This is a genomic window from Streptomyces sp. NPDC058877, from assembly GCF_042742855.1.
Lineage (GTDB): Bacteria > Actinomycetota > Actinomycetes > Streptomycetales > Streptomycetaceae > Streptomyces.
On record NZ_JBHYMF010000072.1, the window covers coordinates 1 to 26253 of the forward strand.

At 70.8% G+C, this 26253-nt stretch carries 27 protein-coding genes; 9 read left to right on the top strand and 18 right to left on the bottom strand.

The annotated features are described in order from the left end of the window. Positions 1-12 precede the first annotated feature (12 nt). The 3 genes from ACFW2Y_RS18400 to ACFW2Y_RS18410 form a co-directional block, all read right to left on the bottom strand. A complete protein-coding gene (locus ACFW2Y_RS18400; protein ID WP_384879928.1) occupies positions 13-735 on the bottom strand; it encodes a GntR family transcriptional regulator in 723 nt (240 codons plus the stop codon). A gap of 52 nt (positions 736-787) precedes the next feature. Further along, on the bottom strand, positions 788-2212 hold the full coding sequence (locus ACFW2Y_RS18405; RefSeq protein WP_384879931.1) for an alkaline phosphatase PhoX: 1425 nt from the start codon (positions 2210-2212) through the stop codon (positions 788-790). 278 nt (positions 2213-2490) lie between these two features. Then, on the bottom strand, positions 2491-3942 hold the full coding sequence (locus tag ACFW2Y_RS18410; protein ID WP_384879934.1) for a hypothetical protein: 1452 nt from the start codon (positions 3940-3942) through the stop codon (positions 2491-2493). A 211-nt stretch (positions 3943-4153) separates the two neighbouring features. Between ACFW2Y_RS18410 and ACFW2Y_RS18415 the strand changes: the two genes are divergently transcribed. Further along, on the top strand, positions 4154-5989 hold the full coding sequence (locus ACFW2Y_RS18415; protein WP_384879937.1) for an endonuclease/exonuclease/phosphatase family protein: 1836 nt from the start codon (positions 4154-4156) through the stop codon (positions 5987-5989). A 19-nt stretch (positions 5990-6008) separates the two neighbouring features. On the opposite strand, the gene ACFW2Y_RS18420 is transcribed toward ACFW2Y_RS18415, so the two are convergent. Continuing rightward, a complete protein-coding gene (locus ACFW2Y_RS18420) occupies positions 6009-6341 on the bottom strand; it encodes a hypothetical protein (RefSeq protein WP_384879939.1) in 333 nt (110 codons plus the stop codon). A gap of 60 nt (positions 6342-6401) precedes the next feature. Between ACFW2Y_RS18420 and ACFW2Y_RS18425 the strand changes: the two genes are divergently transcribed. From ACFW2Y_RS18425 to dapA, 3 genes are all read left to right on the top strand, one after another. Continuing rightward, a complete protein-coding gene (locus ACFW2Y_RS18425) occupies positions 6402-6566 on the top strand; it encodes a hypothetical protein (RefSeq protein WP_384879941.1) in 165 nt (54 codons plus the stop codon). A gap of 141 nt (positions 6567-6707) precedes the next feature. After that, positions 6708-7151 (top strand): GNAT family N-acetyltransferase, encoded by a 444-nt coding sequence (locus tag ACFW2Y_RS18430; RefSeq protein WP_384879944.1) that lies wholly within the window; start codon positions 6708-6710, stop codon positions 7149-7151. 152 nt (positions 7152-7303) lie between these two features. Then, positions 7304-8194 carry a 4-hydroxy-tetrahydrodipicolinate synthase gene (gene dapA, locus ACFW2Y_RS18435; protein WP_384879946.1) on the top strand — a complete coding sequence of 297 codons (891 nt, stop codon included), beginning with the start codon at positions 7304-7306 and terminating at the stop codon, positions 8192-8194. Between the two features lie 412 nt (positions 8195-8606). Here dapA and dapD read toward each other — a convergent pair whose 3' ends face one another. The 3 genes from dapD to ACFW2Y_RS18450 all read right to left on the bottom strand — a co-directional run bounded on the left by dapD (position 8607) and on the right by ACFW2Y_RS18450 (position 10592). Then, on the bottom strand, positions 8607-9590 hold the full coding sequence (dapD, locus tag ACFW2Y_RS18440) for a 2,3,4,5-tetrahydropyridine-2,6-dicarboxylate N-succinyltransferase (RefSeq protein ID WP_384879949.1): 984 nt from the start codon (positions 9588-9590) through the stop codon (positions 8607-8609). Positions 9591-9699: 109 nt separating this feature from the next. After that, a complete protein-coding gene (locus tag ACFW2Y_RS18445; protein WP_384879951.1) occupies positions 9700-10272 on the bottom strand; it encodes a TetR/AcrR family transcriptional regulator in 573 nt (190 codons plus the stop codon). Beyond that, positions 10272-10592 carry a DMT family transporter gene (locus ACFW2Y_RS18450; protein ID WP_384879953.1) on the bottom strand — a complete coding sequence of 107 codons (321 nt, stop codon included), beginning with the start codon at positions 10590-10592 and terminating at the stop codon, positions 10272-10274. The genes ACFW2Y_RS18445 and ACFW2Y_RS18450 overlap by 1 nt, the downstream gene beginning before the upstream one ends. A 63-nt stretch (positions 10593-10655) precedes the next feature. Here ACFW2Y_RS18450 and ACFW2Y_RS18455 point away from each other — a divergent pair, with 63 nt between their 5' ends. Then, complete coding sequence (locus tag ACFW2Y_RS18455; protein ID WP_384879956.1) at positions 10656-11729, top strand: oxidoreductase; 1074 nt, start codon at positions 10656-10658, stop codon at positions 11727-11729. A 69-nt stretch (positions 11730-11798) separates the two neighbouring features. On the opposite strand, the gene ACFW2Y_RS18460 is transcribed toward ACFW2Y_RS18455, so the two are convergent. The 8 genes from ACFW2Y_RS18460 to ACFW2Y_RS18495 all read right to left on the bottom strand — a co-directional run bounded on the left by ACFW2Y_RS18460 (position 11799) and on the right by ACFW2Y_RS18495 (position 18351). After that, complete coding sequence (locus ACFW2Y_RS18460) at positions 11799-12137, bottom strand: metal-sulfur cluster assembly factor (RefSeq protein ID WP_017238620.1); 339 nt, start codon at positions 12135-12137, stop codon at positions 11799-11801. Beyond that, positions 12134-12595: a Fe-S cluster assembly sulfur transfer protein SufU gene (gene sufU, locus ACFW2Y_RS18465; protein WP_384879960.1), complete on the bottom strand. Its 462-nt coding sequence runs from the start codon at positions 12593-12595 to the stop codon at positions 12134-12136. The genes ACFW2Y_RS18460 and sufU overlap by 4 nt, the downstream gene beginning before the upstream one ends. A gap of 10 nt (positions 12596-12605) precedes the next feature. After that, positions 12606-13874, bottom strand: coding sequence for a cysteine desulfurase (locus tag ACFW2Y_RS18470; protein ID WP_384879963.1), 1269 nt, complete (start codon positions 13872-13874; stop codon positions 12606-12608). Continuing rightward, positions 13871-14635: a Fe-S cluster assembly ATPase SufC gene (gene sufC, locus ACFW2Y_RS18475; RefSeq protein WP_041128637.1), complete on the bottom strand. Its 765-nt coding sequence runs from the start codon at positions 14633-14635 to the stop codon at positions 13871-13873. The genes ACFW2Y_RS18470 and sufC overlap by 4 nt, the downstream gene beginning before the upstream one ends. Positions 14636-14642: 7 nt before the next feature. Then, positions 14643-14960: a bifunctional 3-phenylpropionate/cinnamic acid dioxygenase ferredoxin subunit gene (locus tag ACFW2Y_RS18480; RefSeq protein WP_030692512.1), complete on the bottom strand. Its 318-nt coding sequence runs from the start codon at positions 14958-14960 to the stop codon at positions 14643-14645. Further along, positions 14960-16141 (bottom strand): Fe-S cluster assembly protein SufD, encoded by a 1182-nt coding sequence (gene sufD, locus ACFW2Y_RS18485; RefSeq protein WP_384879967.1) that lies wholly within the window; start codon positions 16139-16141, stop codon positions 14960-14962. Before sufD ends, ACFW2Y_RS18480 begins: the two co-directional genes overlap by 1 nt. Before the next feature lie 72 nt (positions 16142-16213). Further along, a complete protein-coding gene (sufB, locus tag ACFW2Y_RS18490; RefSeq protein ID WP_384879970.1) occupies positions 16214-17629 on the bottom strand; it encodes a Fe-S cluster assembly protein SufB in 1416 nt (471 codons plus the stop codon). After that, positions 17626-18351 (bottom strand): helix-turn-helix transcriptional regulator, encoded by a 726-nt coding sequence (locus ACFW2Y_RS18495; RefSeq protein WP_384879973.1) that lies wholly within the window; start codon positions 18349-18351, stop codon positions 17626-17628. Before ACFW2Y_RS18495 ends, sufB begins: the two co-directional genes overlap by 4 nt. 170 nt (positions 18352-18521) lie before the next feature. Between ACFW2Y_RS18495 and ACFW2Y_RS18500 the strand changes: the two genes are divergently transcribed. The 3 genes from ACFW2Y_RS18500 (at position 18522) to ACFW2Y_RS18510 (ending at position 21244) form a co-directional block, all read left to right on the top strand. Next, entirely contained in the window at positions 18522-19448 is a 927-nt protein-coding gene (locus ACFW2Y_RS18500; RefSeq protein WP_384879976.1) for an ABC transporter ATP-binding protein, read from the top strand. After that, positions 19445-20209: an ABC transporter permease gene (locus ACFW2Y_RS18505; protein WP_384879979.1), complete on the top strand. Its 765-nt coding sequence runs from the start codon at positions 19445-19447 to the stop codon at positions 20207-20209. Before ACFW2Y_RS18500 ends, ACFW2Y_RS18505 begins: the two co-directional genes overlap by 4 nt. A 63-nt stretch (positions 20210-20272) precedes the next feature. Then, positions 20273-21244: a heme A synthase gene (locus ACFW2Y_RS18510; RefSeq protein ID WP_384880010.1), complete on the top strand. Its 972-nt coding sequence runs from the start codon at positions 20273-20275 to the stop codon at positions 21242-21244. Between the two features lie 17 nt (positions 21245-21261). Here the strand turns inward: ACFW2Y_RS18510 and ACFW2Y_RS18515 are convergent, their stop codons facing one another. The 3 genes from ACFW2Y_RS18515 to ACFW2Y_RS18525 form a co-directional block, all read right to left on the bottom strand. Continuing rightward, positions 21262-22356 carry an amidohydrolase family protein gene (locus ACFW2Y_RS18515; RefSeq protein ID WP_384879981.1) on the bottom strand — a complete coding sequence of 365 codons (1095 nt, stop codon included), beginning with the start codon at positions 22354-22356 and terminating at the stop codon, positions 21262-21264. Positions 22357-22428: 72 nt separating this feature from the next. Then, positions 22429-22749 (bottom strand): hypothetical protein, encoded by a 321-nt coding sequence (locus ACFW2Y_RS18520; protein WP_384879984.1) that lies wholly within the window; start codon positions 22747-22749, stop codon positions 22429-22431. A 110-nt stretch (positions 22750-22859) separates the two neighbouring features. Beyond that, positions 22860-23807, bottom strand: a complete 948-nt coding sequence (locus ACFW2Y_RS18525) for a heme o synthase (RefSeq protein ID WP_384879986.1) — start codon at positions 23805-23807, stop codon at positions 22860-22862. 347 nt (positions 23808-24154) lie between these two features. On the opposite strand from ACFW2Y_RS18525, the gene tkt reads away from it, so the two are divergent. After that, positions 24155-26242, top strand: a complete 2088-nt coding sequence (gene tkt / locus ACFW2Y_RS18530; RefSeq protein ID WP_384879989.1) for a transketolase — start codon at positions 24155-24157, stop codon at positions 26240-26242. Positions 26243-26253: the final 11 nt, after the last annotated feature.

Below are 26253 nucleotides of genomic sequence, written 5' to 3' on the forward strand. Positions count from 1 at the left end.
GTCCGGGACGGTCTACGGAACGGGCGGAACCACGGGCGCTCCGGCCTCGGCGACGGGTGCGGGGATGCCGGTGACGTCGGCCACCTCCACCGCTTCGTCGGCGAGTCGCTCGAGCGCTGCCCAGATCTCCCTGGTGACCCGTACCGCGGCCTCCGGGTCACCCACCGCGCACGCCTCGATGAGTTGGGCGTGCAGCTTCACCGATCCGCAGCTCCCGGCGTCACCGAAGAGCCGCCGCTCGACACGGCGGATCAGCGGGGTGTAGCGGGCGATCGTGGCGGCGGCAGCGTGATTGCCGCTGGCCACGACGAGCACTTGGTGGAGCTCGTCGTCGGCGTCCAGCGCGGCTTCGACGTCGGAGGCGCGGACGGCCGCAGCGAAGCGCTCGTTCGCCTCGCGCATGGCCCGGATGCCCTCGGGGCTGAGCAGCGGCACGCCGGTCCTGGCGGCGAGTTCGTGCATCACGCGCACCACCGAAGCGGCGTCCCGGACGATCCGGCTGACCGGCCGGGTGACCCGGGTGTAACTCTGCGGCTTGGAATCGACGAGCCCCTCGTCGCCGAGTCGGGCCAGGGCCTCGCGCACGGGGGTGCGGGAGAGCCCCAGCCGATCGGCGAGCTCGGCGTCCGTGAGCGGGGCGCCGGGCTGGAGGTCGCCTCGCACGATGGCCTCGCGCAGCGCCTCGTAGGCCCGGTCACGCAGCAGGTTCCGGCCCACGGGCCGCAGTGCGTCCATGGATTGACATGTTAAATGTCAATCCATGGACGGACCAGGGTCGATTTCGGCCTCAGCGGCGGGGCTGGCGCCGCCAGGGACCGGTGATCGCGACCATGATCCCCGGGTTCTGGATGTTGGCGAACAGCGTGTCGCCGTCGGGCGAGAAGACGACGCCGGTGAACTCGCTGTCGTTGAGGTCGTTGCGGGCGATGGGGTACGTGCGCCCCGAGTCGGTCGCTCCGAAGAGGTGCTGGACGCCTTCGCCGTCCTCGGCGATGACGAGCCCGCCGTACGGCGAGACGGTGATGTTGTCGGGGCCGTCGAAGGCACCGTCCTCGTCCGGGTTGGTGTTCACACCGAGGAGCACCTTGAGGGTGAGGGTGCGGCGCTTCGGGTCGTAGAACCAGACCTGGCCGTCGTGCGAGGCGCCGGGGCTCTCGTCGCGCGCGAAGGAGGAGACGAAGTAGGCGCCGCCGTCGGCCCACCACATCCCCTCCAGCTTGCGGGCCCGGGTGACCTCGCCGTCCGCGAACTGCTTGCGGATGGGGGTGGTGCGGGCGTCGCGGTCGGGGACGTCCACCCAGTCAACGCCGTAGACGGTGCCGATCCGCGTGGCGCGGGACAGGTCGTCGACGAAGCGGCCCGAGGAGTCGATGCACTTGAAGGCCTGGAGCGCGCCGGCGTCGTCGGCCAGGGTGCGGAGCTTCCCTCGCCCGTGCTCGAAGCCCTGCGGCGGCACCCAACGGAACAGCAGTCCGTTGGGGCCGGACGCGTCCTCGGTGAGGTAGGCGTGGCCGCGCTTGGGGTCGATCACCACGGCCTCGTGGGCGTAGCGGCCGAAGGCCTTGATCGGCTTCGGGTCACGGTTGGCACGGGCGTCGCGCGGGTCGACCTCGAAGACGTAGCCGTGGTCCTTGGTCATGCCGTTCTTGCCGGCCAGGTCCTCGGTCTCCTCGCCGGTCAGCCAGGTGCCCCAAGGGGTCCGACCGCCGGCGCAGTTGGTGGAGGTGCCGGCGATGCCGACCCATTCCGCGACGGTGCCGTCGCGGTGCACCTCGACGACCGTGCAGCCGCCGGACGCGGCCGGGTCGTAGACGAGGCCCTCGGTCAGCGGGACGGGGTGCTCCCACCTGCTGCGGGGCCCCTTGAGCTCGTGGTTGTTGACCAGGTAGGTGGCGCCGCGCGGCCCGGCGAAGGCGGCCGTGCCGTCGTGGTTGGAGGGCGTGAACTCGCCGGACTCCAGACGGGTCACACCGCTGTGGGTGATGACGCGGTAGGTGAATCCCTCGGGCAGGGCCAGCATCCCGTCGGGGTCGGCGACCAACGGCCCGTACCCGAGCGTGTGGCCGTGACCGTGGCCGTGGCCGTGCGCCTGCGGCTCGTCGGACGCGAGGGCCTCGGGCGCGGTGGCGAGTGCGCCGACGACGCCGGTGAGGGCGAGGCCCGCGCCGGCGACGGCGGACTGCTTGGTGAACTCTCGGCGATTGAGCGGCATGGTGGTGGGATCTCCCTTGATGGCCGAATCTCGCGGGCCACCCTCCCGCGCCTCCACGAACACCGCCTGAACTCCGCGGGAACACCGGCGGGGCGTCACGCGCCGGTGCTCCCGTGCGGGGCCTTTCCCCCGCCCGGTCCCCGGACCGGGCGGATCAGCCCGCTGCCAGCGGCTCCGGGAACGGCGGGATGCCCCTCCCTCCGGACCCGTACCCCGAAGGCTCCCCCGGCCCCTCGCGGGCCCGTCGCCTCGTCGAGGCCGAAAGCCCCCTCCCCGTCTCAGGAGCCGGAACAGGAGCGGGCCTTGAAGGCGGCCTTCCGTGCTTCCTTGGCCACCGTCTTGTCCCGGTGCAACCGGCCCATCGCCTCCAAGACCTCGGCGGTCGACGGGTGTTCCACCCGCCAGGCCGTCTCGAAGAAGCCGCTGTGCCGTCCGGTGAGCCCCTCGATCAGCTCCTGGAGCTCCTCCAGGTCACCGTTCGCATCGAGTTGGGCCGCGATCGTGTCGACGGCGAGCCAGAAGACCATCGACTCCGGCGGCGCCGGCACGTCGGCCGCTCCGTGCTCCGCGAGCCAGACCCGTGCGAGGCCGCCGAGTTCGGCGTCGTCCAGGACTTCCCGCACGGCGGGCTCGGCCTCGGCACCGACCAGGGACAGCGTCTGCTGGCAGTGGAGCCGACGGAGCGGAGAACCCGCGTCGACGCCGCGCGCGGCGTGCAGCAGTTCGCGGGCCGCGTCGAGCGTGCCACGGCCGGCCAGCCAGGCGGCGGTCTCCTCGCGGGCGGCGGCCTGCGGGTAGTCGGCGATCCCGTCGAGGAGCACGTCCGCGCCCTTGTCCGCCAGGTCGCCGACCGCGGGCGCGTCCACGCCGGCCTCCAACATCCGGGCCCGGACGCCGTAGAGCCCGAGCGGAGTGAGGCGGACCATGCCGTAGCGGGTGACGTCCTCGTCGTCGAGGGGCGGCGCCGGCTCCTCGCCCTCTTCGGCCATCAGGGCCTCGTCGACCGGCTGGTACTCGACGAGTCCGATCGGTTCGAGCAGCCGGAACTGCTCGTCGAGCCGCATCATCGCGTCCGAGACCTGCTCCAGGACGTCGTCGGTCGGTTCGCCCATGTCCTCGGGGACGACCATCGAGGCGGCGAGCGCGGGCAGCGGCACGGGCCCCTCCCCGGGGCCGCCCTCGCTGACGGTCAGCAGGTAGAGGTTGCCGAGGACCCCCTCCAAGAACTCGGCCTCCGCCTCGGGGTCCCAGTCGAGCGCCTCGATGTCGATCTCGCCGTCCTCCCCGACGATCGCGTCCAGGTCGTCGATGACGGGCGCGACGGCGTCGGCGAAGACCACGTCGAACCCGTCCAACCAGAGCCCGAGGACGTCCTGGGGCGAACCGCCCGTGACCAGGGGGAGGTTCTCGCCGGGGCCGGCCCGCCCGGGAACGTCGGCCTCCTCGCCCTCCTGCCCGTCCACGACGGCGACGAGGCCGGTGTCGACGGCGAGCCGCCAGGCGTCACCGGCCCAGATCTCGCCGTCCTCGTCATCGGTGAGGCCCAGGACCTCGACGGCCTCGGGAAGCTGTTCGTCGACGAGTTCGCCGCCCGCGTCGACCCGGGTTTCGGGCCCGGCCCAGCGTGCTAGCCGCACCGCGTGGGAAAGGAGGGGGGCGGCCAGGGCATCCCGCGCCAGTTCCGCGTCCGCACGCAGCCGAACGGGGGGAAGGGTGGGGTGCTCTGACATCGGATGTGTCTCCTCGACGCGTACGAAGCAAAAGGTGAAGGGGGCTCGGAGAGCCGTCCTCAGCGTAGACGCATCCGGCACTCCGTCCGTCGATTCACGGAGCCGTCAGCCTTCGTACACCCGTCGACCCTTGACAAGTGCACCTCTCTGCAAAGAGATTGACGCGCGTAGATTCATCTGCCGATCCTCCAAGCACCCTCGGAGCCTCTTGATGTCTTCCTCCATACCGAGATTCGCCGCGGTCTCCGCCGTCGTCGCCTCCGCCCTCGCCGCCGGCCTGCTCGCGGGTTCGTCCAGCGCCGCCGCCGAGGACGCCGCCGGCGTCCGCATCCACGACATCCAGGGCACGACGCGCGTTTCGCCCCTCGTCGGCAAGCAGGTCACCGGCGTCACCGGCATCGTGACCGGTGTCCGCGCCTACGGCTCGCGCGGATTCTGGATGCAGGACCCCGAGGCCGACGCGAACCCCGCCACCAGCGAGGGCATCTTCGTCTACACCGGTTCCGTCCCCACCGTCTCCGTCGGCGACGCCCTCAGCGTGAACGGCACGGTCACCGAGTACGTCCCCGGCGGCCTGAAGTCGGGGAACCAGTCGCTCACCCAGATTTCGAGGCCCGTCATCACCGTGGTCTCGCAGGACAACCCGGTCCCGGCCCCCGTGACGATCTCCGGCTGGTCGGTGCCCGATGCGTACGCCCCCGAGGGCGACCCGGCCGCGGGCGGCTCGATCAACGGCCTGACCCTGGACCCCGAGCGGTACGCCCTGGACTACTACGAGTCCCTGGAAGGCACCAACGTCCGGATCGGCCCCTCGCGCGTGGTCGGCGCCAGCAACGCGTACGCGGAGCTCTGGGTGACGGTGAAGCCCTGGGAGAACCCCAACTGGCGCGGCGGCACGGTCTACGGCTCGTACGAGTCCCAGAACACCGGCCGGCTCAAGGTCCAGTCGCTGACCCCGCTGGCCCAGCAACCGTTCCCCGTGGCGAACGTCGGTGACCGACTGAGCGGCCCCACCGAGGGCCCGCTCGACTTCAACCAGTTCGGCGGCTACACACTGGCCGCGCGCACCCTCGGCACGGTCGCCGACCGCGGCCTGAAGCGCGAGACCACGGCCAAGCAGCACAAGAACGAACTGGCCGTGGCGACCTACAACGTCGAGAACCTCGACCCGACGGACCCGCAGGAGAAGTTCGACGCACTCGCGAAGGCGGTCGTCGAGAACCTCTCCTCGCCGGACATCGTCGCCCTGGAGGAGATCCAGGACAACAACGGCGCCAAGAACGACGGCACGGTCGCCGCCGACGTGACCGTGGAGAAGTTCACGGACGCGATCGTGGCGGCCGGCGGCCCGGCCTACGAGTGGCGCGCGGTCGACCCGGAGAACAACAAGGACGGCGGTCAGCCCGGCGGCAATATCCGTCAGGTCTTCCTCTTCAACCCCGAGCGGGTCTCCTTCACCGACCGTGCGGGCGGCGACGCGACCACCGGCACCGCGGTGACGGGGACGAAGGGCCGCCCCGCGCTGACCCTCTCCCCCGGCCGCATCGACCCGGCGAACGCCGCCTGGGAGGACAGCCGCAAGCCGCTCGCGGGCGAGTTCGTCTTCCGCGGCCGGACGGTCTTCGTGATCGCCAACCACTTCGCCTCGAAGGGCGGCGACGAGTCCATCGTCTCCCACCACCAGCCGCCGAGCCGCTCCTCCGAGACGCAGCGACTGCTCCAGGCCCAGGCCGTCAACGCCTTCGTCAAGGACATCGTCGCGGTCGACAAGCAGGCCGACGTCCTGGTCCTCGGCGACATCAACGACTTCGAGTTCTCCGGGACGACGCAGGCGCTGACCGACGGCGGCGTGCTCTACCCGGCCGTGAAGACGCTGCCGCGCAGCGAGCGCTACTCGTACGTGTACCAGGGCAACAGCCAGGTCCTCGACCAGATCCTGACCAGCCCCGGCGTCCACCACTTCAGCTACGACAGCGTCCACATCAACGCGGAGTTCGCCGACCAGAACAGCGACCACGACCCGCAGGTCCTGCGCTTCCGCCCGTAACCGAGGAGCCGGTGCCCGGTCACGCGCCCGCGTCGAGGCTCAGCGCGGGCACGTACCGGCGCACCCGGCTGCCGACCGGCCCGGGACGGCGGAACGACCGCTGCCAGGACTCGTCGAGCGGGGCGTGCACGGCCTCCCGCGCGGCGTGGGCCGACGCGCCCTCCCTCCTCGGTGAAGACCAGGACGCGGGTGCCGTCCACGGACGGGTGGAAGTGCGCACCGATCCCGCCACGCACCGAACGGGCCCGTCGTCGCCGGCCAGTGCGGCGAGCGCCGCGTCCGCCCAGGCGTTCCGCCGGCCGGCGTCCGGCCCCTCGAAGTCGACCTCGACGACGGCGACGGCTCCGGGCACCGTTTCCGACACCGTCCTCGCCGAGGACGGCACTCCGGCGCATCGGGGCGGTGCAGGAGCGTGTCCTCGTCCGTCCCGGCGTGGACGCCGTACGAGAGCGGCCTCGGGTCGGGCCAGTCGCGCTTCTCCCAGATGCTCCGGATGGCCTCGACCGCGGCCCGCTGCCGGGCGGCGGTGCCGACGCGCCAGGTGCTGGCCAGGATGGCACCGACGGCCGGACGGTAGGGGGCGGGGCGGGCATCGGGGCGGGCTGCGGAGTTCATGCGGAGGGGCTCCTACGCCGGGATCGATCCGGTGCGGTGGATCCACCGTCCTCCTTCAAGCAAGCTTGAGGTCAAGGACGCCTTCCGTGGGAAACTCCGCACCATGATCCTTCGCTCCGCCACCCGCGCCGAACTGCCCGCCGTCCTCGCCCTGCTCGCCGACGAGGACGAGGTCCTGGACCCCGCGTCGGTCACCGTGGGAGAGGCGCACGAGCGGGCCTTCGCCGACATCGAAGCCGATCCGCGCAACGAGGTGCTGGTCCTGATGGAGGACACACTCGTCCTGGGGTGCCTCCAGATCACGTACGTCCCGGGCCTCGGCAGGGGCGGCGCCGAGCGGGCCCTGATCGAGGCGGTGCGCATCAGGGCCGACCGGAGGGGCGGTGGACTCGGCCGGGAGTTGATGGAGCGGGCCATGGCACGTGCGGAGGAACGCGGCTGCACGCTCGTTCAGCTCACCAGCAACAAGAAGCGGACGAACGCCCACCGCTTCTACGCCTCACTGGGCTTCATCCGCAGCCACGACGGCTTCAAGCTGGCGCTCTGAGCTCCCCCTGGCGGCAGACCCGGCAGGAGGCCGACCGACCGCCTCCGACGGGGGCCGGCCGCCGGCCGCACCGGACCCTTCACTTCTCCTTATGCTTTGAACCAAGAAGATCTAAGTAGACCTTCACCGTCCGTTCCCTCCAGACTTCCGGAATGAGCACTGCTTCCGGAACCAGCTCCCCGCGCCCCTTCGGTCGCGCCCTCTGCGCGATGGTCACCCCGTTCGACTCCACCGGGGAACTCGACCTCGGTGCGGCCGGGGACCTCGCCGTCCGCCTCCTCGCAGAAGGCTGCGAGGGCCTGGTCCTCAACGGCACCACGGGTGAGTCCCCGACCACCACGGACGCGGAGAAGGCCGCGCTCATCAGGACCGTCCGCGAGGCCGTCGGGCCGAGTCCCTCGCTCCTCGCCGGCGTCGGCACCGCCGACACTCGGCACAGCACACGACTCGCCCGACAGGCGGAGGAGGCGGGGGCGGACGGGCTGCTCGTCGTCACCCCGTACTACAGCCAGCCGCCCCAAGCCGCCGTCGAGGCACACTTCCTGAAGCTCGCGGACGCGACCGAACTGCCGGTGGTGGTCTACGACATTCCGGGCCGCACCGGCACCCGCGTCGAACCCGCCACACTGCGACGGCTCGCCGAACACCCGCGGATCGTGGGGGTGAAGGACTGCTCATACGACCTGCTCGCCTCGGCCCGGTTGATCGCGGAGACGGGACTCGCGTACTACTCGGGCTCCGAGGAGCTGAACCTACCGCTGTACGCGGTGGGCGGCGCCGGCTACATCAGCACGGTGGCGAACGTGGCGCCCCGTCACATGCGTGCGGTCCTCGACGCCTTCGACGCCGGCGACACCGAGGGCGCCGCCCGGGCCCACGCCCGGCTCCTGCCCCTGGCCGAGCTGATGATGGCCTCGGGGCTCCCGGGCACGGTGACCGCCAAGGCGCTCCTCGACGGCCCGGTGCGGGAGCCGTTGCAGCCCGCCGACCGGGAGACGGTCGCTGCACTGCGGGCGGCGCACGGCGCCCTGGTGGGGGCGTAGCCCTCGATGCCCCCGCGGGGGACCGGGAGGGGAGCACGACGACCGCCCTCGCCGGAACGGACGGGGCCCGTCAGCCAGCAGCAGGGCGCAGGGCCGGCCCTGCGGGGCCCGTCGTGACGGCTCCCGTCCACCACCCCGGTTCGTCGCCCCCCTCCCACGAGATCGTCAACGGCCGGCCGGTTCCTCGGCCTTGGCCCGTGCGGCTGCCCGAGCTTCGCCGGGTCCGCCGTCGGCACCGGGCCGGTCGAGACGGCCGTCACCTTCACGCAGTGCTCGCGCGGGAGCGCCCTCCCGGGCCGTCCTGGGACCGTGGGAGGGCGCTCGAAGGTGATCACGTCGACGACCACCGGCAGCACGGCAGCGGGTCAGAGCCGCGATCGGGCAGGCAGCCGCAGGTCACGGCCGCCCGACATCAGTTGTGGCTGTGCAGGATGTCGTTCAGCCCGCCCCAGACCGCGTTGTTCGGGCGGGCCTCGACGGCGCCGGTGACCGAGTTGCGGCGGAAGAGGATGTTCGAGGCGCCGGAGAGCTCGCGGGCCTTCACGATCTGGCCGTCGGGCATGGTGACCCGGGTGCCGGCGGTGACGTACAGACCGGCCTCGACGACGCACTCGTCGCCGAGGGCGATGCCGACGCCCGCCTCGGCGCCGATCAGGCAGCGCTCTCCGATCGAGATGACGACGTTGCCGCCACCGGAGAGGGTGCCCATGGTGGAGGCGCCACCGCCGATGTCAGAGCCGTTGCCGACGACGACGCCGGCGGAGATGCGCCCCTCGACCATGGAGGTGCCGAGGGTACCGGCGTTGAAGTTGACGAAGCCCTCGTGCATGACCGTGGTGCCGGCGGCGAGGTGGGCGCCCAGGCGGACGCGATCGGCGTCGGCGATGCGGACCCCGGCGGGCACGACGTAGTCGGTCATCCGCGGGAACTTGTCGATCGACGTGACCTGGAGGTGCAGCCCCTCGGCACGGGCGTTGAGCCGGACCTTCTCGATGTCGTCGACGGCGACCGGGCCGAGCGAGGTCCAGGCGACGTTGGCGAGCAGCCCGAAGACGCCGTCCAGGCTCTGGCCGTGCGGCTTGACCAGACGGTGACTGAGCAGGTGCAGGCGCAGGTAGGCGTCGTGGGCGTCGAGCGGCTTCTCGTCGAGCGAGGCGATGACCGTACGGACGGCGACCACCTCGACGCCCCTGCGGGCGTCCACGCCGAGGGCCTTGGCGGCGCCCTCACCGAGGGCGTTCGCGGCCTCGTCGGGGGTGAGTCGCTGGGTACCGGCGGGGCCGGGGGCGTCGGTCAGCTCGGGGGCGGGGAACCAGGTGTCGAGAACGGTGCCGTCGCCGGCGATGGTGGCGAGGCCGGCTGCGACGGCGCCGGTGGTGCGAGGAGCAGTGGTCATGACGGAAAACCTAACGGTCGGGCCCCCGCCCGGGCCAACCGGTCTCAGGTGTCGGTCGGGCGCGTGGGCGGTTCTGACGAAGTCCCGGACGGCCGTTTGGGGCCTTCCTTCAGGACGACGGGGCCGGAGGGGCGGGCTCCTCGCCCGACAGCCGGGCCAGGATCCCGCGCGCGTACTCCTCGTCGTAGTCGTCGCCGGCGAGGAGGACCTGGAGGCAGATGCCGTCCATGAGCGCGGCCAGGGCGCGGGCGGTGACGGGGTCGGTGCGGTGGGCCAGGGCCGCGGCGACGGACTCGGTCCACTCCGCGGCGACCGGACGCAGGGCGGGGCGGCGGAGGGCTGCGAGGTAGAGCTCGTACTCCAGCTCCACGCGGGCGCGTTCGCCGCCCAGCCACTCGCCCAGGAGTCGGGCGAGCGCGGCGGCGAGGCCGGTGTCCGGGTCGGTGAGGGCGGCGTCGCCGTGGAGCAGCCGCCCGAAGCCCTCGTTGGCCTTGCGGAGCGCCGCGACGAGGAGTTCGTCGAGGGAGGCGAAGTGGTAGGTGGTGGAGCCGAGCGGAACATCGGCTTCGGCGGCCACCGTGCGATGGCTCAGGCCGTCGATCCCGGCGCGTCCGACCACGGCGAGCGCGGCGTCGACGATCCGCTCGCGGCGCTCGGGGTCGTACCGCCGGGCCCGTGCCATCAGTGTGCTCCACCGAGGTTGAGGACGGCGACCCCGGCGATGATGAGGACGATCCCGGCGATCTTGGCGGGGTTGAGGCTCTCGCCGAGGAAGAGGAAGCCGATCGCGGCGACGGCAGCGGTGCCGACTCCGGACCAGATGGCGTAGGCCGTGCCGACCTGGAGGGTCTTGAGGGCTTGGGCCAGGAGGGCGAAGGCGATGAGGTAGCCGGCGCCGGTGACGAGCGAGGGCCAGAATCTGGTGAAGCCCTCGCTGTACTTCATCGAGGTGGTGGCGAGTATCTCCGCCACGATGGCGCCCGCCAGCAGTCCGTAACCCATGCGTACGAGCGTACACAATCTTGCGTACGGGCGTACACAGAACGGCTCGATACGGTGTCCCGCATGACGTACTTCCCAGGTCCGCCCCATGGTTACGGCTATCCGCCGCCCCCGCCCCCGAAGCCCGGCGTCATACCCTTGGCGCCGCTGGGCTTCGGCGACATCCTGACCGCCGCCTTCACCACGTACGGCCGGTACTGGAAGCCGCTGCTCGGCGTCGCCGTCACCGCCTACGCCTCCGCCCTCGTGCTCATCGGCTTGGCGGCGTTGGCCGCCTGGGGCGTGGTCGGCGCCGACGTCCAGTGGCTCTTCGACCTGCCCGAGGACCAGGACCCGGTCTTCGCCGACTTCCAGCCCCTCATCGTGGCCTTCGCCTGCCTCTGGCTCTTCGCCACGGCCAGCTACGTGATCTGCACCGGGCTGGTCCACGCGGCCGTCCCGGCCGTGCTCCAGGAGGCGGTGCTCGGCCGCCCGATCACCTTCGCCACCGCCTGGCGGCGCGCCTGGTCCCGGCTCGGTGCGGTGGTCGGCGCGGTGGTCCTGACGATGCTGGCCGCGATCATCGCGATGTTGTTGTTCCTCATCGGCTTCTCCGCCCTGATGACGGGCGTGCTCGTCGGGGTCGCGGCCTCCGTCGGCGACCACGCCGACAGCGGCGTCGGCATCGCGATCACCGGCCTGCTGTTCTTCCTCATGGCCGTCGCGATGGTTCCGCTGGCCCTGTGGATCATGATCAAGTTCAGTCTCGCCCCGGCGGTCGCCGTCATCGAGGGCCGGGGAGCGGTGGCCTCCCTGCGCCGCTCCGCCGTCCTCGTCAAGGGATCCTGGTGGCGGATCTTCGGCTGCACCATCGCCACCGGCCTGATGGTGGGCATCGTCAGCGGCATGCTCCAGCAGGTGATCGCCCAGCTGGGCGTCTTCCCCATGTCCACGGTGAACTTCGGGCAGCACCCGACACCGGGCGAGGTCTTCGGCCTCATCGGCGGCCTCCTGGCGGTCCTGGTGGTCGCCCAGCTCCTCGTCCAGGCCTTCGCGGCCCCCTTCCAGCCCCTCGTCTCCGGCCTCCTCTACGTCGACCAGCGCATCCGCAAGGAGAACCTGGCCCCGACCCTGGCAGCGGCCGCGCAGGCTCCCTGAACCACGGGCGGTCACACGAGAAGGGCCGCTCCCCGATGGGGTGCGGCCCTTCTTCGCGTACGGCGTCGGTCAGACGTTGAAGCCGAGCGCGCGGAGCTGCTCGCGACCGTCGTCCGTGATCTTGTCCGGACCCCACGGCGGCATCCAGACCCAGTTGATCTTCAGCTCATTGACGATGCCGTCCGTCGCGGACTTCGCCTGGTCCTCGATCACGTCGGTCAGCGGACAGGCCGCCGACGTCAGGGTCATGTCCAGCGTCGCGACGTTGGAGTCGTCGATGTGGATGCCGTAGATCAGGCCCAGGTTGACCACGTCGATGCCCAGCTCGGGGTCGACGACGTCGTACAGCGCCTCGCGGACCTCTTCCTCGGAGGCCGGCTTCATCGTGGCCTCGGCGTTCTCGGTCATGCCGACTTCCTCTCCGCGTCGCCCAGCACCTGGGCCGTCGCGTCCTTCCACGCCATCCAGCTGAGCAGCGCGCACTTCACACGGGCCGGGTACTTGGAGACCCCGGCGAACGCGACCGCGTCCTCCAGGACCTCCTCCATCGCGTCGTCGGGCTCGATCTGGCCCTTCGACTGCATCAGCTCCAGGAAGGTGCCCTGGATCTTCTGCGCCTCGGCCAGCTCCTTGCCGACGAGCAACTCGTTGAGCACGGAGGCCGAGGCCTGGCTGATGGAGCAGCCCTGGCCCTCGTACGACACGTCCGCGATGCGGGTGCCGTCGTACTTCACGCGGAGCGTGATCTCGTCCCCGCAGGTCGGGTTGACGTGGTGCACCTCGGCGTCGCCGTCCCGAAGACCGCGCCCGTGCGGGTGCTTGTAGTGGTCCAGGATGACGTCCTGGTACATCGAATCCAGCTTCACGAGCGGTCCCCTAGCCGAAGAAGTTCCGGACGTGCTCCAGCCCCTCGACCAAGGCGTCGACCTCGGCCGGAGTGGAATACAGATAGAACGACGCTCGCGTGGTCGCAGGAATTCCGTACCGCAGGCAGACCGGCCGCGCGCAGTGGTGGCCGACCCGGACCGCGATGCCCTGCTCGTCGAGGACCTGGCCCACGTCGTGCGGGTGGATGTCGCCCAGCGTGAAGGAGATCGCCGCGCCCCGGTCCTCGGCCGTGGTGGGGCCGATGATCCGCAGGTCGGGCACCTCCTGGAGGCGCCGGACGGCGTACTCGGTGATCGCGTGCTCGTGGCGCGCGATGTTCTCCATGCCGATCGCCGAGAGGTAGTCCACGGCCGCACCGAGGCCGACGGCCTGGGCGATCGGGGGCGTGCCCGCCTCGAACTTGTGCGGCGCCGGCGCGTAGGTCGAGGAGTGCATCGAGACCGTCTCGATCATCTCGCCGCCGCCGAGGAAGGGCGGGAGGTCCTCCAGGAGCTCCTGCCGTCCCCACAGCACGCCGATGCCGGTCGGGCCGCACATCTTGTGGCCGGTGAAGGCCACGAAGTCGGCCTGGAGCGCCTGCACGTCCAGGACCATGTGCGGCGCCGCCTGGGAGGCGTCGATGCAGACGAGAGCACCGACCTCCTGGGCGCGGCGGATGATCGTCTCCACCGGGTTGACCGTACCGAGCAGGTTCGAGACCAGCGTGAACGAGACGATCTTGGTCTTCTCGGTGATGACCTCCTCGATGTTCGAGAGGTCGAGGCGACCGTCGTCGGTGAGGCCGAACCACTTCAGCTTCGCGCCCGTGCGCTGCGCGAGCAGCTGCCACGGAACGATGTTGGAGTGGTGCTCCATCTCCGTGATGGCGATCTCGGTCTCGTGGTCCACGCGGTAGGGCTCGTCGGCCCAGCCCAGCATGTTGGCCACGAGGTTGAGCGACTCGGAGGCGTTCTTGGTGAAGATCACCTCGTCGCGGCTCGGCGCGTTGATGAAGGCCGCGACCTTGTCACGGGCTCCTTCGTACAGCGCCGTCGCCTCCTCGGCGACCGTGTAGACGCCGCGGTGGACGTTGGCGTTGTGCCGCTCGTAGTACTCGTTGAGGGCGTCCAGTACCTGCCTCGGCTTCTGCGAGGTCGCCGCGGAGTCGAGGTACACGATCTTCTTGCCGTCGTGGACCACGCGGTCCAGGAGCGGGAAGTCCTTGCGGATCGCCTCGGAGTCGAGGAGGCCGGTCAGCCCCTGATGGGCGGAAGTCACGCGGATGCGCCACCCTTCACGTACTTGTCGTAGCCCTCGTTCTCCAGCTGGTCGGCGAGCTCGGCACCGCCGGACTCGACGATGCGGCCGTTCGCGAAGACGTGCACGAAGTCGGGCTTGATGTAGCGGAGGATCCGCGTGTAGTGCGTGATCAGCAGGGTGCCGACCTCGCCGGTCTCTCGCACGCGGTTGACGCCCTCGGAGACGATGCGGAGCGCGTCGACGTCCAGGCCGGAGTCGGTCTCGTCGAGGATCGCGATCTTCGGCTTGAGCAGTTCGAGCTGGAGGATCTCGTGGCGCTTCTTCTCGCCGCCGGAGAAGCCCTCGTTGACGTTGCGCTCGGCGAAGGCCGGGTCCATCTGGAGCTGCTCCATCGCGGACTTGACCTCCTTCACCCAGGTGCGCAGCTTGGGCGCCTCGCCGCGGACGGCGGTGGCGGAGGTGCGCAGGAAGTTGGAGACCGAAACGCCGGGAACCTCGACCGGGTACTGCATGGCGAGGAAGACGCCGGCGCGGGCGCGCTCGTCGACCGACATCTCCAGGACGTCCTCACCGTCGAGGGTGACGGTGCCGCCGGTGACCGTGTACTTCGGGTGGCCGGCGAGGGAGTACGCCAGGGTCGACTTGCCGGAGCCGTTGGGGCCCATGACGGCGTGGGTCTCGCCCTGCTTGATGGTCAGGTCGACGCCCTTGAGGATCTCGCGGGGGCCGTTCTCCGCCTCGACGGAGACGTGCAGGTCGTGGATTTCGAGCGTTGCCATGGGTGACTCAGGACTCCTGGGTGACGGAGACGAGCACATCGTCCCCTTCGATCTTTACGGGGTATACGGGGACGGGGCGCGTCGCGGGAAGGCCGGAGGGCTTGCCGGTGCGCAGGTCGAAGCTGGAGCCGTGCAGCCAGCACTCGATCGCGCAGTCCTCGACCTCGCCCTCCGACAGGGAGACGTTCGCGTGCGAGCAGATGTCGTTGATCGCGTACACCTCGCCCTCGGTGTGCACGACCGACACCGGCGTTCCGTCGACCTCGACCCGCTTGGGGGTGTCGGCCTCCAGCTCGCTCAGCGCGCAGACTCGGACGAAGGCCATCAGACGGAGGCCTCCAGCTCGACCTCGATCTTGGCGAGGAGCCGCTCCTGGACGTCGGGCAGGCCGATCTGCTGGACGAGCTCCGCGAAGAAGCCGCGGACGACGAGGCGGCGGGCCTCGGCCTCCGGGATGCCGCGGGACATCAGGTAGAAGAGCTGCTCGTCGTCGAAGCGACCGGTGGCCGAGGCGTGACCGGCGCCGGCGATCTCGCCGGTCTCGATCTCCAGGTTCGGCACGGAGTCGACCCGGGCCCCGTCCGTGAGGACCAGGTTCCGGTTGAGCTCGTACGTGTCGGTGCCCTCGGCGGCGGCCTGGATGAGCACGTCGCCGATCCAGACGGCGTGCGCGTCCTGGCCCTGCAGCGCGCCCTTGTAGGCCACGTTGGACTTGCAGTGCGGGGTGTTGTGGTCGACCAGGAGGCGGTGCTCCTGGTGCTGCCCGGCATCCGTGAAGTACAGGCCGAAGAGCTCGGCCTCGCCACCGGGGGCCGCGTACGAGACCCGCGGGTGGATGCGGACGACGTCTCCGCCGAAGGTGACGACGACCGACTTGAAGGAGGCGTCGCGGCCGACCAGGGCGTTGTGCTGGGCGACGTGGACGGCCTTCTCGTCCCAGTCCTGGACGGAGACGACGGTCAGCTTGGCGCCGTCGCCGAGGACGTAGTCCACGTTGGCGGCGAGCACCGCGTCACCGGTGTGGTCGATGACCACGACGGCCTCGGCGAAGGCGCCGAGCTCGATGACCTGGTGGCCGAAGGCGACCCCGCCGGCACCGTGCACCGAGATGCGGATCGGCTCGGTGAGGACGGCCTCCTTGGCGACGGTGACGACCGAGGCCTTCTCGAAGGAGGAGTACGCCTGGGCGGCGACGCGGTCGACGGGCGTGCCGGCCTTGCCGAGGCGCTGGTCCTCGCGGCCGACGGTCTCCACGGTGACGCCCTCGGGGGCCTCGACCTCGACCTTGACGCCCTCTCCGGAGGCGACGGCGGTGCCGTCGTGGAGGCCGCGCAGGCGCGCCAACGGGGTGAACCGCCACTCCTCCTCGCGGCCGTGCGGCACCGGGAAGTCCGCGACGTCGAAGGACGGCGGTGCGCTCATGCGCGTGGCGACGGTGGACTCGGCGGCCACCGCGATCGAACCCGCGGTGGTGGAGCCCGCGGGGATGTTCTGAGCCTCAGCCATGGCTGTCGTCTTGCTCTCTTCCTGCGTACGTAAAGAAAATCGGTCGCTGCTCGGGCGGCGGTGCGGTGGCGGCTAGCCGACCGCGCCTTCCATCTGCAGCTCGATCAGCCGGTTGAGCTCCAGGGCGTACTCCATCGGGAGCTCCTTGGCGATGGGCTCGACGAAGCCGCGGACGATCATCGCCATGGCCTCGAACTCGGTGAGGCCGCGGCTCATCAGGTAGAAGAGCTGGTCTTCGGAGACCTTGGAGACGGTGGCCTCGTGGCCCATGGAGACGTCGTCCTCGCGCACGTCCACGTAGGGGTACGTGTCGGAGCGGGAGATCGTGTCGACGAGCAGCGCGTCGCAGAGCACGTTGGACTTGGCGCCCGGGGCGCCCTCGCCGATCTCGATGAGACCGCGGTAGGAGGTGCGGCCGCCGCCTCGCGCCACCGACTTGGAGACGATGTTGGAGGAGGTGTTCGGGGCCATGTGGACCATCTTGGCGCCGGCGTCCTGGTGCTGGCCCTCGCCCGCGAAGGCGATGGACAGGGTCTCGCCCTTGGCGTGCTCGCCCATGAGGTAGACGGCCGGGTACTTCATGGTGACCTTGGAGCCGATGTTTCCGTCGACCCACTCCATGGTGGCGCCCTCGTAGGCGACAGCGCGCTTGGTCACCAGGTTGTAGACGTTGTTCGACCAGTTCTGGATGGTCGTGTAGCGGCAGCGTCCGCCCTTCTTGACCACGATCTCGACGACCGCGGAGTGCAGCGAGTCCGAGGAGTAGATCGGGGCGGTGCAACCCTCGACGTAGTGGACGTAGGCGTCCTCGTCGACGATGATCAGCGTCCGCTCGAACTGGCCCATGTTCTCCGTGTTGATGCGGAAGTAGGCCTGGAGCGGGATCTCGACGTGCACGCCCTTCGGCACGTAGATGAACGAGCCGCCGGACCAGACGGCCGTGTTCAGGGAGGCGAACTTGTTGTCGCCGACCGGGATGACGGTGCCGAAGTACTCCTTGAAGAGCTCCTCGTGCTCCTTCAGCGCGGTGTCGGTGTCGACGAAGACGACGCCCTGCTCCTCCAGGTCCTCGCGGATCTGGTGGTAGACGACCTCGGACTCGTACTGGGCGGCGACGCCGGCCACGAGGCGCTGCTTCTCCGCCTCCGGGATGCCGAGCTTGTCGTACGTGTTCTTGATGTCCTCCGGCAGGTCCTCCCAGGACTCGGCCTGCTTCTCGGTGGACCGCACGAAGTACTTGATGTTGTCGAAGTCGATGCCGGAGAGGTCGGAGCCCCAGGTCGGCATGGGCTTCTTGTCGAAGAGGCGCAGACCCTTGAGACGCAGCTTCAGCATCCACTCGGGCTCGTTCTTCTTGGCGGAGATGTCGCGGACGACGTCCTCGTTCAGACCGCGCTTGGCCGTGGCGCCGGCCGCGTCGGAGTCGGCCCAGCCGTACTCGTACCGACCCAGGCCCTCGAGCTCGGGGTGGCTGATCTCGGTGGTCATGCGGGGTTCCTCCCGGCCGTGCTTGCGGATGCTGGTTCAGTGGTCTGCGGGGTGCCGTGCGGGATGAACGTGGTGCAGACGCCGTCACCATGCGCGATGGTGGCCAGACGCTGGACGTGTGTTCCCAAGAGGCGGGAGAAGAATTCCGTCTCCGCCTCGCACAGCTGGGGGTACTGCTCGGCGACGTGGGCGACCGGGCAGTGGTGCTGGCATAGCTGCTCGCCGACCGGCGCGTTCCGCGCAGTGGCAGCGTACCCGTCCGCGCTGAGGGCCTTGGCCAGTGCCGCGGTCCGGCGGGCGGGTTCGGCCGACTCGACGGCCTCGCGGTACGCACCGGCCTGGGCCTCGATCCGGTCGCGGGCGAAGGCGGCGACGGCCGCTTCCCCTCCGGCATTGCGCTCGATCCAGCGCAGCGCCTCGACGGCGAGGGAGTCGTACGACTGGTCGAAGGCGTCCCGACCGCAGTCGGTGAGCGCGAAGACCTTGGCGGGGCGGCCGCGGGCCCTGGTGCCGTAGACGCGCTTCTCGCGGGCTTCGACGACGTTCTCGGCGACCAGCGAGTCGAGGTGGCGGCGTACGGCGGCCTGGGTGAGGCCGAGCCGTTCGGCCAGGTCGGCGACGGTCGACGGACCGTGGTCCAGGATCGACCGCGCGACCCGGTTGCGCGTGGAGCGCTCTCGGGTCGCGAGTTCCTCCGCCGGAGCCGCGCCAACGTTTTTCACAACGCCATTGTTGCGTAATTAATCGAGGAGTGACAAGCGGCGTCGGAGTCGACGGCGGTGCCATGCGTCACTCAGGTAAGCCTTACCTGACCTGCGGAAACGATCATTGATGGGATGAATGCGACGCCCCGCGCGCCACGGACCCGCGCCGGCTCTCTAGACTTCCCGACATGTCACACGAGTCCGTCGTCCGGGTCCGCGGCCTGGTCAAGCGGTACGGAAGCAAGACCGCCGTCGACGGCCTCGACCTCGACGTGCGGGCCGGCACCGTCACTGCCGTCCTCGGCCCCAACGGGGCCGGCAAGAGCACCACCATCGAAACCTGCGAGGGCTACCGGAGACCGGACGCCGGCACCGTTCGCGTGCTCGGCCTCGACCCCGTCGCCGACGCCGCCGCCCTGCGCCCCAGGATCGGCGTCATGCTCCAGTCCGGCGGCGTCTACTCCGGTGCCCGCGCCGACGAGATGCTCCGCCACATGGCGAAGCTGCACGCGCACCCCCTCGACGTCGACGCCCTCGCCGAACGGCTCGGCCTCGGCTCCTGCGGTCGCACCGCCTACCGACGGCTCTCCGGCGGCCAGCAGCAGCGCCTCGCGCTCGCCATGGCCGTCGTCGGCCGTCCCGAACTGGTCTTCCTCGACGAACCCACCGCCGGCCTGGACCCGCAGGCCCGTCACGCCACCTGGGACCTCGTCCGCGAGCTGCGCTCCGACGGCGTGACCGTCGTCCTCACCACGCACTTCATGCAGGAGGCCGAGGAGCTCGCCGACGACGTCGCCATCGTCGACGCCGGCCGGGTCGTCGCCCAGGGCAGCCCCGAAGAGCTGTGCCGCGGCGGCGCCGAGAACACCCTGCGCTTCACCGGACGCCCCCACCTCGACCTGGGCTCCCTGCTCAAGGCACTGCCGGACGGGTCGGCCGCCGCGGAGACGCTCCCCGGCACGTACCGGATCACCGGCACCGTCGACCCCCAGCTGCTCGCCACCGTCACCACCTGGTGCGCCCAGCACGGCGTCATGCCGGACGGCATCTCCGTGGAGCGCCACACCCTCGAAGACGTCTTCCTCGAACTGACGGGCAAGGAACTGCGGTCGTGAGCACTGGCACCCACTCCCCGCGGCCGGGGGCAGCCCCCGTCGGCCGGATGATCGCCGCGCAGACCGCCCTGGAGACCAGGATGCTGCTGCGCAACGGCGAACAGCTACTCCTCACGGTGATCATCCCCTCGCTCCTCCTGGTGTTGTTCTCCACCGTCGACATCGTCGACACCGGCGCCGACGAGGCGGTCGACTTCCTCGCCCCCGGCGTCCTCGCCCTGGCCGTGCTGTCCACGGCCTTCACCGGCCAGGCCATCGCGACCGGCTTCGAGCGGCGCTACGGGGTGCTCAAGCGGCTCGGCGCCTCGCCGCTCCCCCGGTGGGCGCTGATGACGGCCAAGACGCTCTCCGTCCTGGTGACCGAGGTCCTCCAGATCGTCCTCCTGACGGCGATCGCCCTGGCGCTCGGCTGGTCCCCGCGGGGCAACCCGCTGTCCGTGCTGCTCCTCCTGGTCCTCGGCACGGCCGCCTTCTCCGGACTCGGACTGCTGATGGCCGGCACCCTGAAGGCCGAGGCCACCCTGGCCGCCGCCAACCTGGTCTTCCTCCTGCTCCTGGTCGGCGGCGGGGTCATCGTCCCGCTGGAGAGGTTCGGGGCCGCAGGCGACCTGCTCGCCCTGCTGCCGATCTCCGCCCTCTCGGACGGACTCCGGGACGTCCTGCAGAACGGGGCGACGATGCCGTGGGGCGACGCCCTCGTCCTGGCGGTGTGGGCGCTGCTGGGCCTCGGGGCGGCGGCCAGGTTCTTCCGCTGGGAGTAACCGTAAGGTTCCGTTCCGCCATATACGCCCCCCTCGTGAAAGCGCGCACAAGCGCCACCTACGATAGGGGCCGTGCTGACCCCCCTCGCCTCCCTCGCCCAGCGCTGGACCCCGTCCCCCCGGACGCTCCGGCGCGCCGCGCTCTCCGCAGTCGTGATGAGCGTGCTCATCATCGTCACGGGCGGCGCGGTCCGGCTGACCGGTTCCGGTCTCGGCTGCGACACCTGGCCGAAGTGCACGGACGACAGCCTCATCGTGACGCCCGAGCAGGGCTACCGCGGCGCGATCGAGTTCGGCAACCGGATGCTGACGTACGTGCTGTCGGCAGCGGTGGGCTGGGCGATCGTCGCCGCCCGTTGCACCAAGCCCTGGCGACGCGGGCTGACCCGGCTCGCCTGGGCCCAGTTCTGGATCGTCATGAGCAATGCCGTCATCGGCGGCATCACGGTGTGGATGGGCCTCAACCCCTGGACGGTGGCCGGTCACTTCCTGGCCGCGAACTCCCTGCTCACGGTCGCCGTCATCACCTGGCACCGCACCGGCGAGGGTGACACGGCCCCCCGGCCGAGGGCCCCGCGCCCGGTCCGGAAGCTGTCCTGGGCGATCACGATCGTCTCCGCCCTGCTGATCGTGCTCGGCACGACGGTCACCGGCGCCGGCAAGCACGCCGGGGACAGCAGTGACGTCCCGCGCATGCCGTGGGACTGGACGAACGCCGCCCACGTCCACGCGATCGCCGCATGGATCGTCTGTGCCCTCGCGCTCGCCATGTGGCTGGTCCTGCGGGTGGTGGACGCCCCGGACGACACCCGGGACCGCGCCCGCGACCTCCTGATCGTGCTGCTCCTCCAGGGCGGGATCGGTTACGTCCAGTACTTCACCGGAGTGCCCGAGCTGCTGGTCTCGGCCCACATGCTCGGCTCCTCGCTGATGTGGATCGCGGTCCTGCGGCTCGCCCTGAGCCTGCGCGAACGCCCGCTCGCCACGCCGGGGATCCCGGCCCAGGCGGACCCGGAGCTGGCCGCCAGGACCTGACCCCGATCCCGGCGGGTCTATCGGCTCCCCGCGAGCCGGTAGACCCGCTTGGCGTTCTCCGCGGCGATCATCGCCGCGACCCGCTGGGCGTCCGTGCGGGACCAGGAACCGTCCGCGGTCCACTCGCCCAGCACTCGGCCGAGGGCCAGGCGGAGGGTGCTCGCCGCCACCACGTGCAGCTCGGGAAGCCCCCGTGCGCCGCTGGAGAACAGCAGCTTGCCGAAGGGCGCCCGCTCCAGCACCTCAGCCAGGACCGCGGTCGCCCTGGCCCCGGTGTGGGCGAGGACGGGACCGAGGTCGGCGTACACGTGGGGGTGGCGTCCGGTGAGGTGGGCCGCCGCCCGGTGCCGCGGATAGGCGTGCAGCAGGACGAGGGCGGCGCCGAGCCCCGTGGTGGCGGCGGCGAAGCCGGCGAGGGCGGCCGGATCCTGGTCCCCGGCGTGCAACTGGAGGGGGCGCCCGGCGGTGACCGCGATCCACAGCAGGTGGCGCAGCAGGACGGGGTCGGTCAGCCGGCCGCCGGCCGGACGGCCGGCCAACCAGCGACCCGCGGCACCGCGCACCTCTCCGGGGCCGGGCGGTGCGGGCGCGCTCGCGAGGCCGCGGGGCACCGCCGCCGCGAAGGCCACGGCGAGGTCGGCGGCGCCGTGGACGGCCTCGGCGAGGTTGGCGAGGAAGGCCTCGACGGTCCCCGAGGTGTCGGCCACCTGTTCGGCGAGGGGTTCGAGCCGGACGATCTCGTGCGCCTCTGCGGCACCCGCGGCCCCCAACTCGGCGGGTGGCGTGAGGTCCCCGGGGAGCCCGGTGTCGACCAGATAGGTGGAGATGCCGGAGGCGCGCAGCAGACGGCGGCCCACTTCGGCGGCCCCGAGTTCCCGCCGGCGGGCCAGGTAGCGGGCGGGCGGGCAGTGGGGCTCCAGCCCGAGGAGCGGCGGGCACCAACGGCGCACGGCGAAGCCGGTCTGGGTGTCGAAGAAGGTGGTGCCCGCGGCCGGCAGCAGGGCCGCTCCGCCCAGCTGGGCACCGAGGTGGGCCTCGAACGTTCCGAGGCCGAGCTCCGTGCGGAGCACCCCGTGGCAGTGCTGGTCCACCAGACTCGGCGTGTCGATCATCTCGGGGGGCTCTCCCTGCCTGGACGCGTCTCCACACGTCCTAACGGGTGAGCCCCGCCCGAGGTTGTTGCCTCAGCGGTTGGAGGGGCCGCCGATCTGGATGCCGGCCATCCGGGTCCACTCGTACGGGCCGGTCTCCACCTTGGCGGCGAAGTCGCCGTCGAACTCCTCATGGAGGGTCAGCCCCGCCTTCTCGGCGGCCTGCTGGGCGACGGCGTAGGTCGGTGCGACGAGGTCGCCCCAGCCGCCGTCGGTGCCGACCAGGACGATCCGGGTGCCCGCCTGGCCGATGTGCGCGAGGTGCCCCTCAGAGCCGCCGTGCTCCTTGGAGAAGGCCCGGATCTCCTTGGCCAGCTTGGCCGCCCTGCGCTCTTCGTGCTTCGTGTCTGCCATGACACGGATGCTACCGAGGGGTAGATCCACTGGCGACGGCCGGGCCGTGTGGGCTGTCCCACGTGACCCGGCCGTCGGCCTCCACGCATCAGATGAGCGCGCGTGCCGCCCTAGCGGAGGAAGGGGTCCACCGCGACGGCGACGAAGAGCAGCGACACGTAGGTGATGGACCAGTGGAAGAGGCGCATCTCCTTGAGCTTGGCGCCCGTCACCTCCGCCTTGGCCCGGTTCAGGAGGGCGTGCGCCTCCCAGAGCCACCAGCCGCCGGTGAGCAGCGCCACCGCCGTGTAGAACCAGCCCGTGTAACCGAGCGGGGTCAGCAGCAGGGAGACGGCGACCATGACCCAGCTGTAGACCACGATCTGCTTGGCGACGACCTTGTTGGAGGCCAGCACCGGAAGCATGGGGACGCCCGCGCGGGCGTAGTCGTCCTTCACCTTCATGGACAGCGGCCAGTAGTGCGGCGGCGTCCAGAAGAAGATGACCATGAAGAGGATGACGGCGGCCCAGGACATCGAATTGGTGACGGCCGACCAGCCGATGAGCACCGGGAGGCAGCCGGCGATGCCGCCCCAGACGATGTTCTGCGCGGTGCGCCGCTTCAGGATCATCGTGTAGACGACGACGTAGAAGAGGAGTGCGCCGAGGGAGAGCCAGGCGGAGAGCCAGTTGACGAGGAGGCCGAACCAGAGCGTGGAGACCACGGCGAGGGTGAGGCCGAAGACCAGGCCCTCCCGCGGCGACACCACGCCGGTGACCAGGGGGCGCTGGGACGTGCGCTCCATCAGGGCGTCGATGTCCCGGTCGATGTACATGTTCAGCGCGTTGGCACCGCCCGCCGACAGGTAGCCGCCGAAACAGGTGGCGAGCACCAGCCAGAGGTTGGGCACGCCCTGCTCGGCGAGGAACATCACCGGAACGGTCGTGATGAGCAGCAGCTCGATGATCCGCGGCTTGGTCAGCGCCACGAATGCCTTGACGCGGGCCCCGAACGGCCGATGGCCCCCCGGGCTGGGAGTCAAGACGACCCCTGCGGGTCGGGACTCGACGGCCGTCACGCACACCCCTGACAGAGAAATTCCCAGCAAGCTCCCCGAGTGAAGACGGGGTAAAGCTTGCGCGTACCACGCCACTGTAGACGTTGCCCAGACGCCGATCTTCGCGGGGGTGGGGTCGTGTTGGAGGGGTACGTCCCAAGGGGTGGACGCGGTTCGGGGCCGCTCCGGGCGGTGCTCGGGAGGCGAACGGCCGGATCCACCGGCACTCTTGCTGTGTCCCGTCATTTCTCCGCTCATTTGAGGGGCCAGGACACGAAAAGAGGGGCGTACGGCGGGGGTAGGCTCGACAACGCCGGTACACCCTCAGTCACCGGCTTCAGACATGTGGAGAGGAGCCCTGACCCAGGGTGAGCACTAAGCCGACCACCACAGACCTCGAGTGGACCGAATTGGACCAGCGGGCCGTTGACACCGCCCGCATCCTGGCCGCGGACGCCGTACAGAAGGTCGGCAACGGCCATCCCGGTACGGCGATGAGCCTTGCACCGGCCGCGTACACCCTCTTCCAGAAGGTGATGCGACACGACCCCGCCGACCCCGAGTGGGTCGGGCGGGACCGGTTCGTCCTCTCCGCCGGGCACTCGTCCCTGACCCTCTACACCCAGTTGTACCTGGGTGGTTTCGGTCTCGAACTGGACGACCTGAAGACCTTCCGCACCTGGGGCTCGAAGACCCCCGGCCACCCGGAGTACGGCCACACCGCCGGTGTCGAGACGACCACGGGCCCGCTGGGCCAGGGCGTCGCCAACGGCGTGGGCATGGCGATGGCGGCCCGCTTCGAGCGCGGCCTGTTCGACCCGGAGGCCGCTCCCGGCGCCTCTCCGTTCGACCACCGGATCTACGTGATCGCCGGTGACGGCTGCCTGCAGGAGGGCATCTCCGCGGAGGCCTCCTCGCTCGCCGGCCACCAGAAGCTCGGCAACCTGATCCTGCTGTGGGACGACAACCACATCTCGATCGAGGGCGACACCGAGACGGCCGTGTCCGAGGACACGATGAAGCGGTACGAGGCGTACGGCTGGCACGTCCAGCGCGTGGAGCCGAAGTCCAACGGCGACCTGGACCCGGCCGCGCTGTACGCGGCGATCCGCGCCGCCGAGGCCGAGACCGAGCGTCCGTCGTTCATCGCGATGCGTTCGATCATCGCCTGGCCCGCTCCGAACGCACAGAACACCGAGGCCGCACACGGCTCGGCGCTCGGCAACGAGGAGATCGCGGCCACCAAGCGCGTCCTGGGCTTCGACCCGGAGCAGACCTTCGAGGTCGGCGACGAGGTCATCGCGCACACCCGTGCGCTCGGTGACCGCGGGCGCGAGGCCCGTACCGCGTGGGAGAAGCAGCTCGCCGAGTGGCGCACGGCCAACCCGGAGCGCGCGGCGGAGTTCGACCGCATCCAGGCGAACGAGCTGCCGGCCGGTTGGGCCGAGAAGCTCCCGGTCTTCGAGCCCGGCAAGGGCGTCGCCACCCGGGCCGCCTCGGGGCAGGTCCTCAAGGCGCTGGGCGCGGTCATCCCGGAGCTGTGGGGCGGCTCGGCCGACCTCGCCGGCTCGAACAACACGACGATCGACAAGGACTCGTCGTTCCTGCCCGAGGGCAACCCGCTGCCGGAGGCCGACCCGTACGGCCGCACCATCCACTTCGGCATCCGCGAGCACTCCATGGCCGCGGAGATGAACGGCATCGCCCTGCACGGCAACACGCGCATCTACGGCGGCACCTTCCTGGTGTTCTCCGACTACATGCGCAACGCGGTGCGACTGTCCGCGCTGATGCACCTGCCCGTGACGTACGTCTGGACCCACGACTCGATCGGTCTGGGCGAGGACGGCCCGACGCACCAGCCGGTGGAGCACCTGGCCTCGCTGCGCGCGATCCCGGGCCTGAACGTGGTCCGGCCGGCCGACGCCAACGAGACGGCGCTCGCCTGGCGCGAGATCATGCAGCGCCACACGCGGGTGTTCGGCAAGGGAGCCCCGCACGGCCTCGCGCTCACCCGTCAGGGCGTGCCGACGTACGCGCCGAACGAGGACGCCGTCAAGGGCGGCTACGTGCTCTTCGACGCCGAGGGCGGCGACGCGCAGGTCGTGCTGATCGCGACCGGTTCCGAGGTGCACCTGGCCGTCGAGGCCCGCGAGCAGCTCCAGGCCGCCGGCGTCCCGACCCGTGTGGTCTCGATGCCGTCCGTGGAGTGGTTCGAGGAGCAGGACCAGGCGTACAAGGACTCGGTCCTGCCGCCGTCGGTCAAGGCCCGGGTCGCGGTCGAGGCCGGCATCGGCCTGACCTGGCACCGGTACGTCGGCGATGCCGGCCGCATCGTCTCGCTGGAGCACTTCGGCGCCTCGGCGGACGCGAAGGTCCTGTTCCGCGAGTTCGGCTTCACGCCGGAGGCGATCGTCGCCGCCGCGCGGGAATCGCTCGACGCCGCCGCGCGCTGACGCCCCTAGTT

Bases quoted from the DNA above. Each gene is read 5' to 3' on its own strand.
- ACFW2Y_RS18450 (WP_384879953.1), bottom strand. From the start codon at position 10,592: ATGGGTTACGGACTGCTGGCGGGCGCCATCGTGGCGGAGATACTCGCC.
- ACFW2Y_RS18445 (WP_384879951.1), bottom strand. From the start codon at position 10,272: ATGGCACGGGCCCGGCGGTACGACCCCGAGCGCCGCGAGCGGATCGTC.
- ACFW2Y_RS18430 (WP_384879944.1), top strand. From the start codon at position 6,708: ATGATCCTTCGCTCCGCCACCCGCGCCGAACTGCCCGCCGTCCTCGCC.
- ACFW2Y_RS18520 (WP_384879984.1), bottom strand. From the start codon at position 22,749: ATGGCAGACACGAAGCACGAAGAGCGCAGGGCGGCCAAGCTGGCCAAG.
- ACFW2Y_RS18480 (WP_030692512.1), bottom strand. From the start codon at position 14,960: ATGGCCTTCGTCCGAGTCTGCGCGCTGAGCGAGCTGGAGGCCGACACC.
- ACFW2Y_RS18410 (WP_384879934.1), bottom strand. From the start codon at position 3,942: ATGTCAGAGCACCCCACCCTTCCCCCCGTTCGGCTGCGTGCGGACGCG.
- sufC (WP_041128637.1), bottom strand. From the start codon at position 14,635: ATGGCAACGCTCGAAATCCACGACCTGCACGTCTCCGTCGAGGCGGAG.
- sufB (WP_384879970.1), bottom strand. From the start codon at position 17,629: ATGACCACCGAGATCAGCCACCCCGAGCTCGAGGGCCTGGGTCGGTAC.
- dapD (WP_384879949.1), bottom strand. From the start codon at position 9,590: ATGACCACTGCTCCTCGCACCACCGGCGCCGTCGCAGCCGGCCTCGCC.
- ACFW2Y_RS18460 (WP_017238620.1), bottom strand. From the start codon at position 12,137: ATGACCGAGAACGCCGAGGCCACGATGAAGCCGGCCTCCGAGGAAGAG.
- ACFW2Y_RS18400 (WP_384879928.1), bottom strand. From the start codon at position 735: ATGGACGCACTGCGGCCCGTGGGCCGGAACCTGCTGCGTGACCGGGCC.
- ACFW2Y_RS18515 (WP_384879981.1), bottom strand. From the start codon at position 22,356: ATGATCGACACGCCGAGTCTGGTGGACCAGCACTGCCACGGGGTGCTC.
- dapA (WP_384879946.1), top strand. From the start codon at position 7,304: ATGAGCACTGCTTCCGGAACCAGCTCCCCGCGCCCCTTCGGTCGCGCC.
- ACFW2Y_RS18455 (WP_384879956.1), top strand. From the start codon at position 10,656: ATGACGTACTTCCCAGGTCCGCCCCATGGTTACGGCTATCCGCCGCCC.
- ACFW2Y_RS18415 (WP_384879937.1), top strand. From the start codon at position 4,154: ATGTCTTCCTCCATACCGAGATTCGCCGCGGTCTCCGCCGTCGTCGCC.
- sufD (WP_384879967.1), bottom strand. From the start codon at position 16,141: ATGGCTGAGGCTCAGAACATCCCCGCGGGCTCCACCACCGCGGGTTCG.
- ACFW2Y_RS18500 (WP_384879976.1), top strand. From the start codon at position 18,522: ATGTCACACGAGTCCGTCGTCCGGGTCCGCGGCCTGGTCAAGCGGTAC.
- ACFW2Y_RS18405 (WP_384879931.1), bottom strand. From the start codon at position 2,212: ATGCCGCTCAATCGCCGAGAGTTCACCAAGCAGTCCGCCGTCGCCGGC.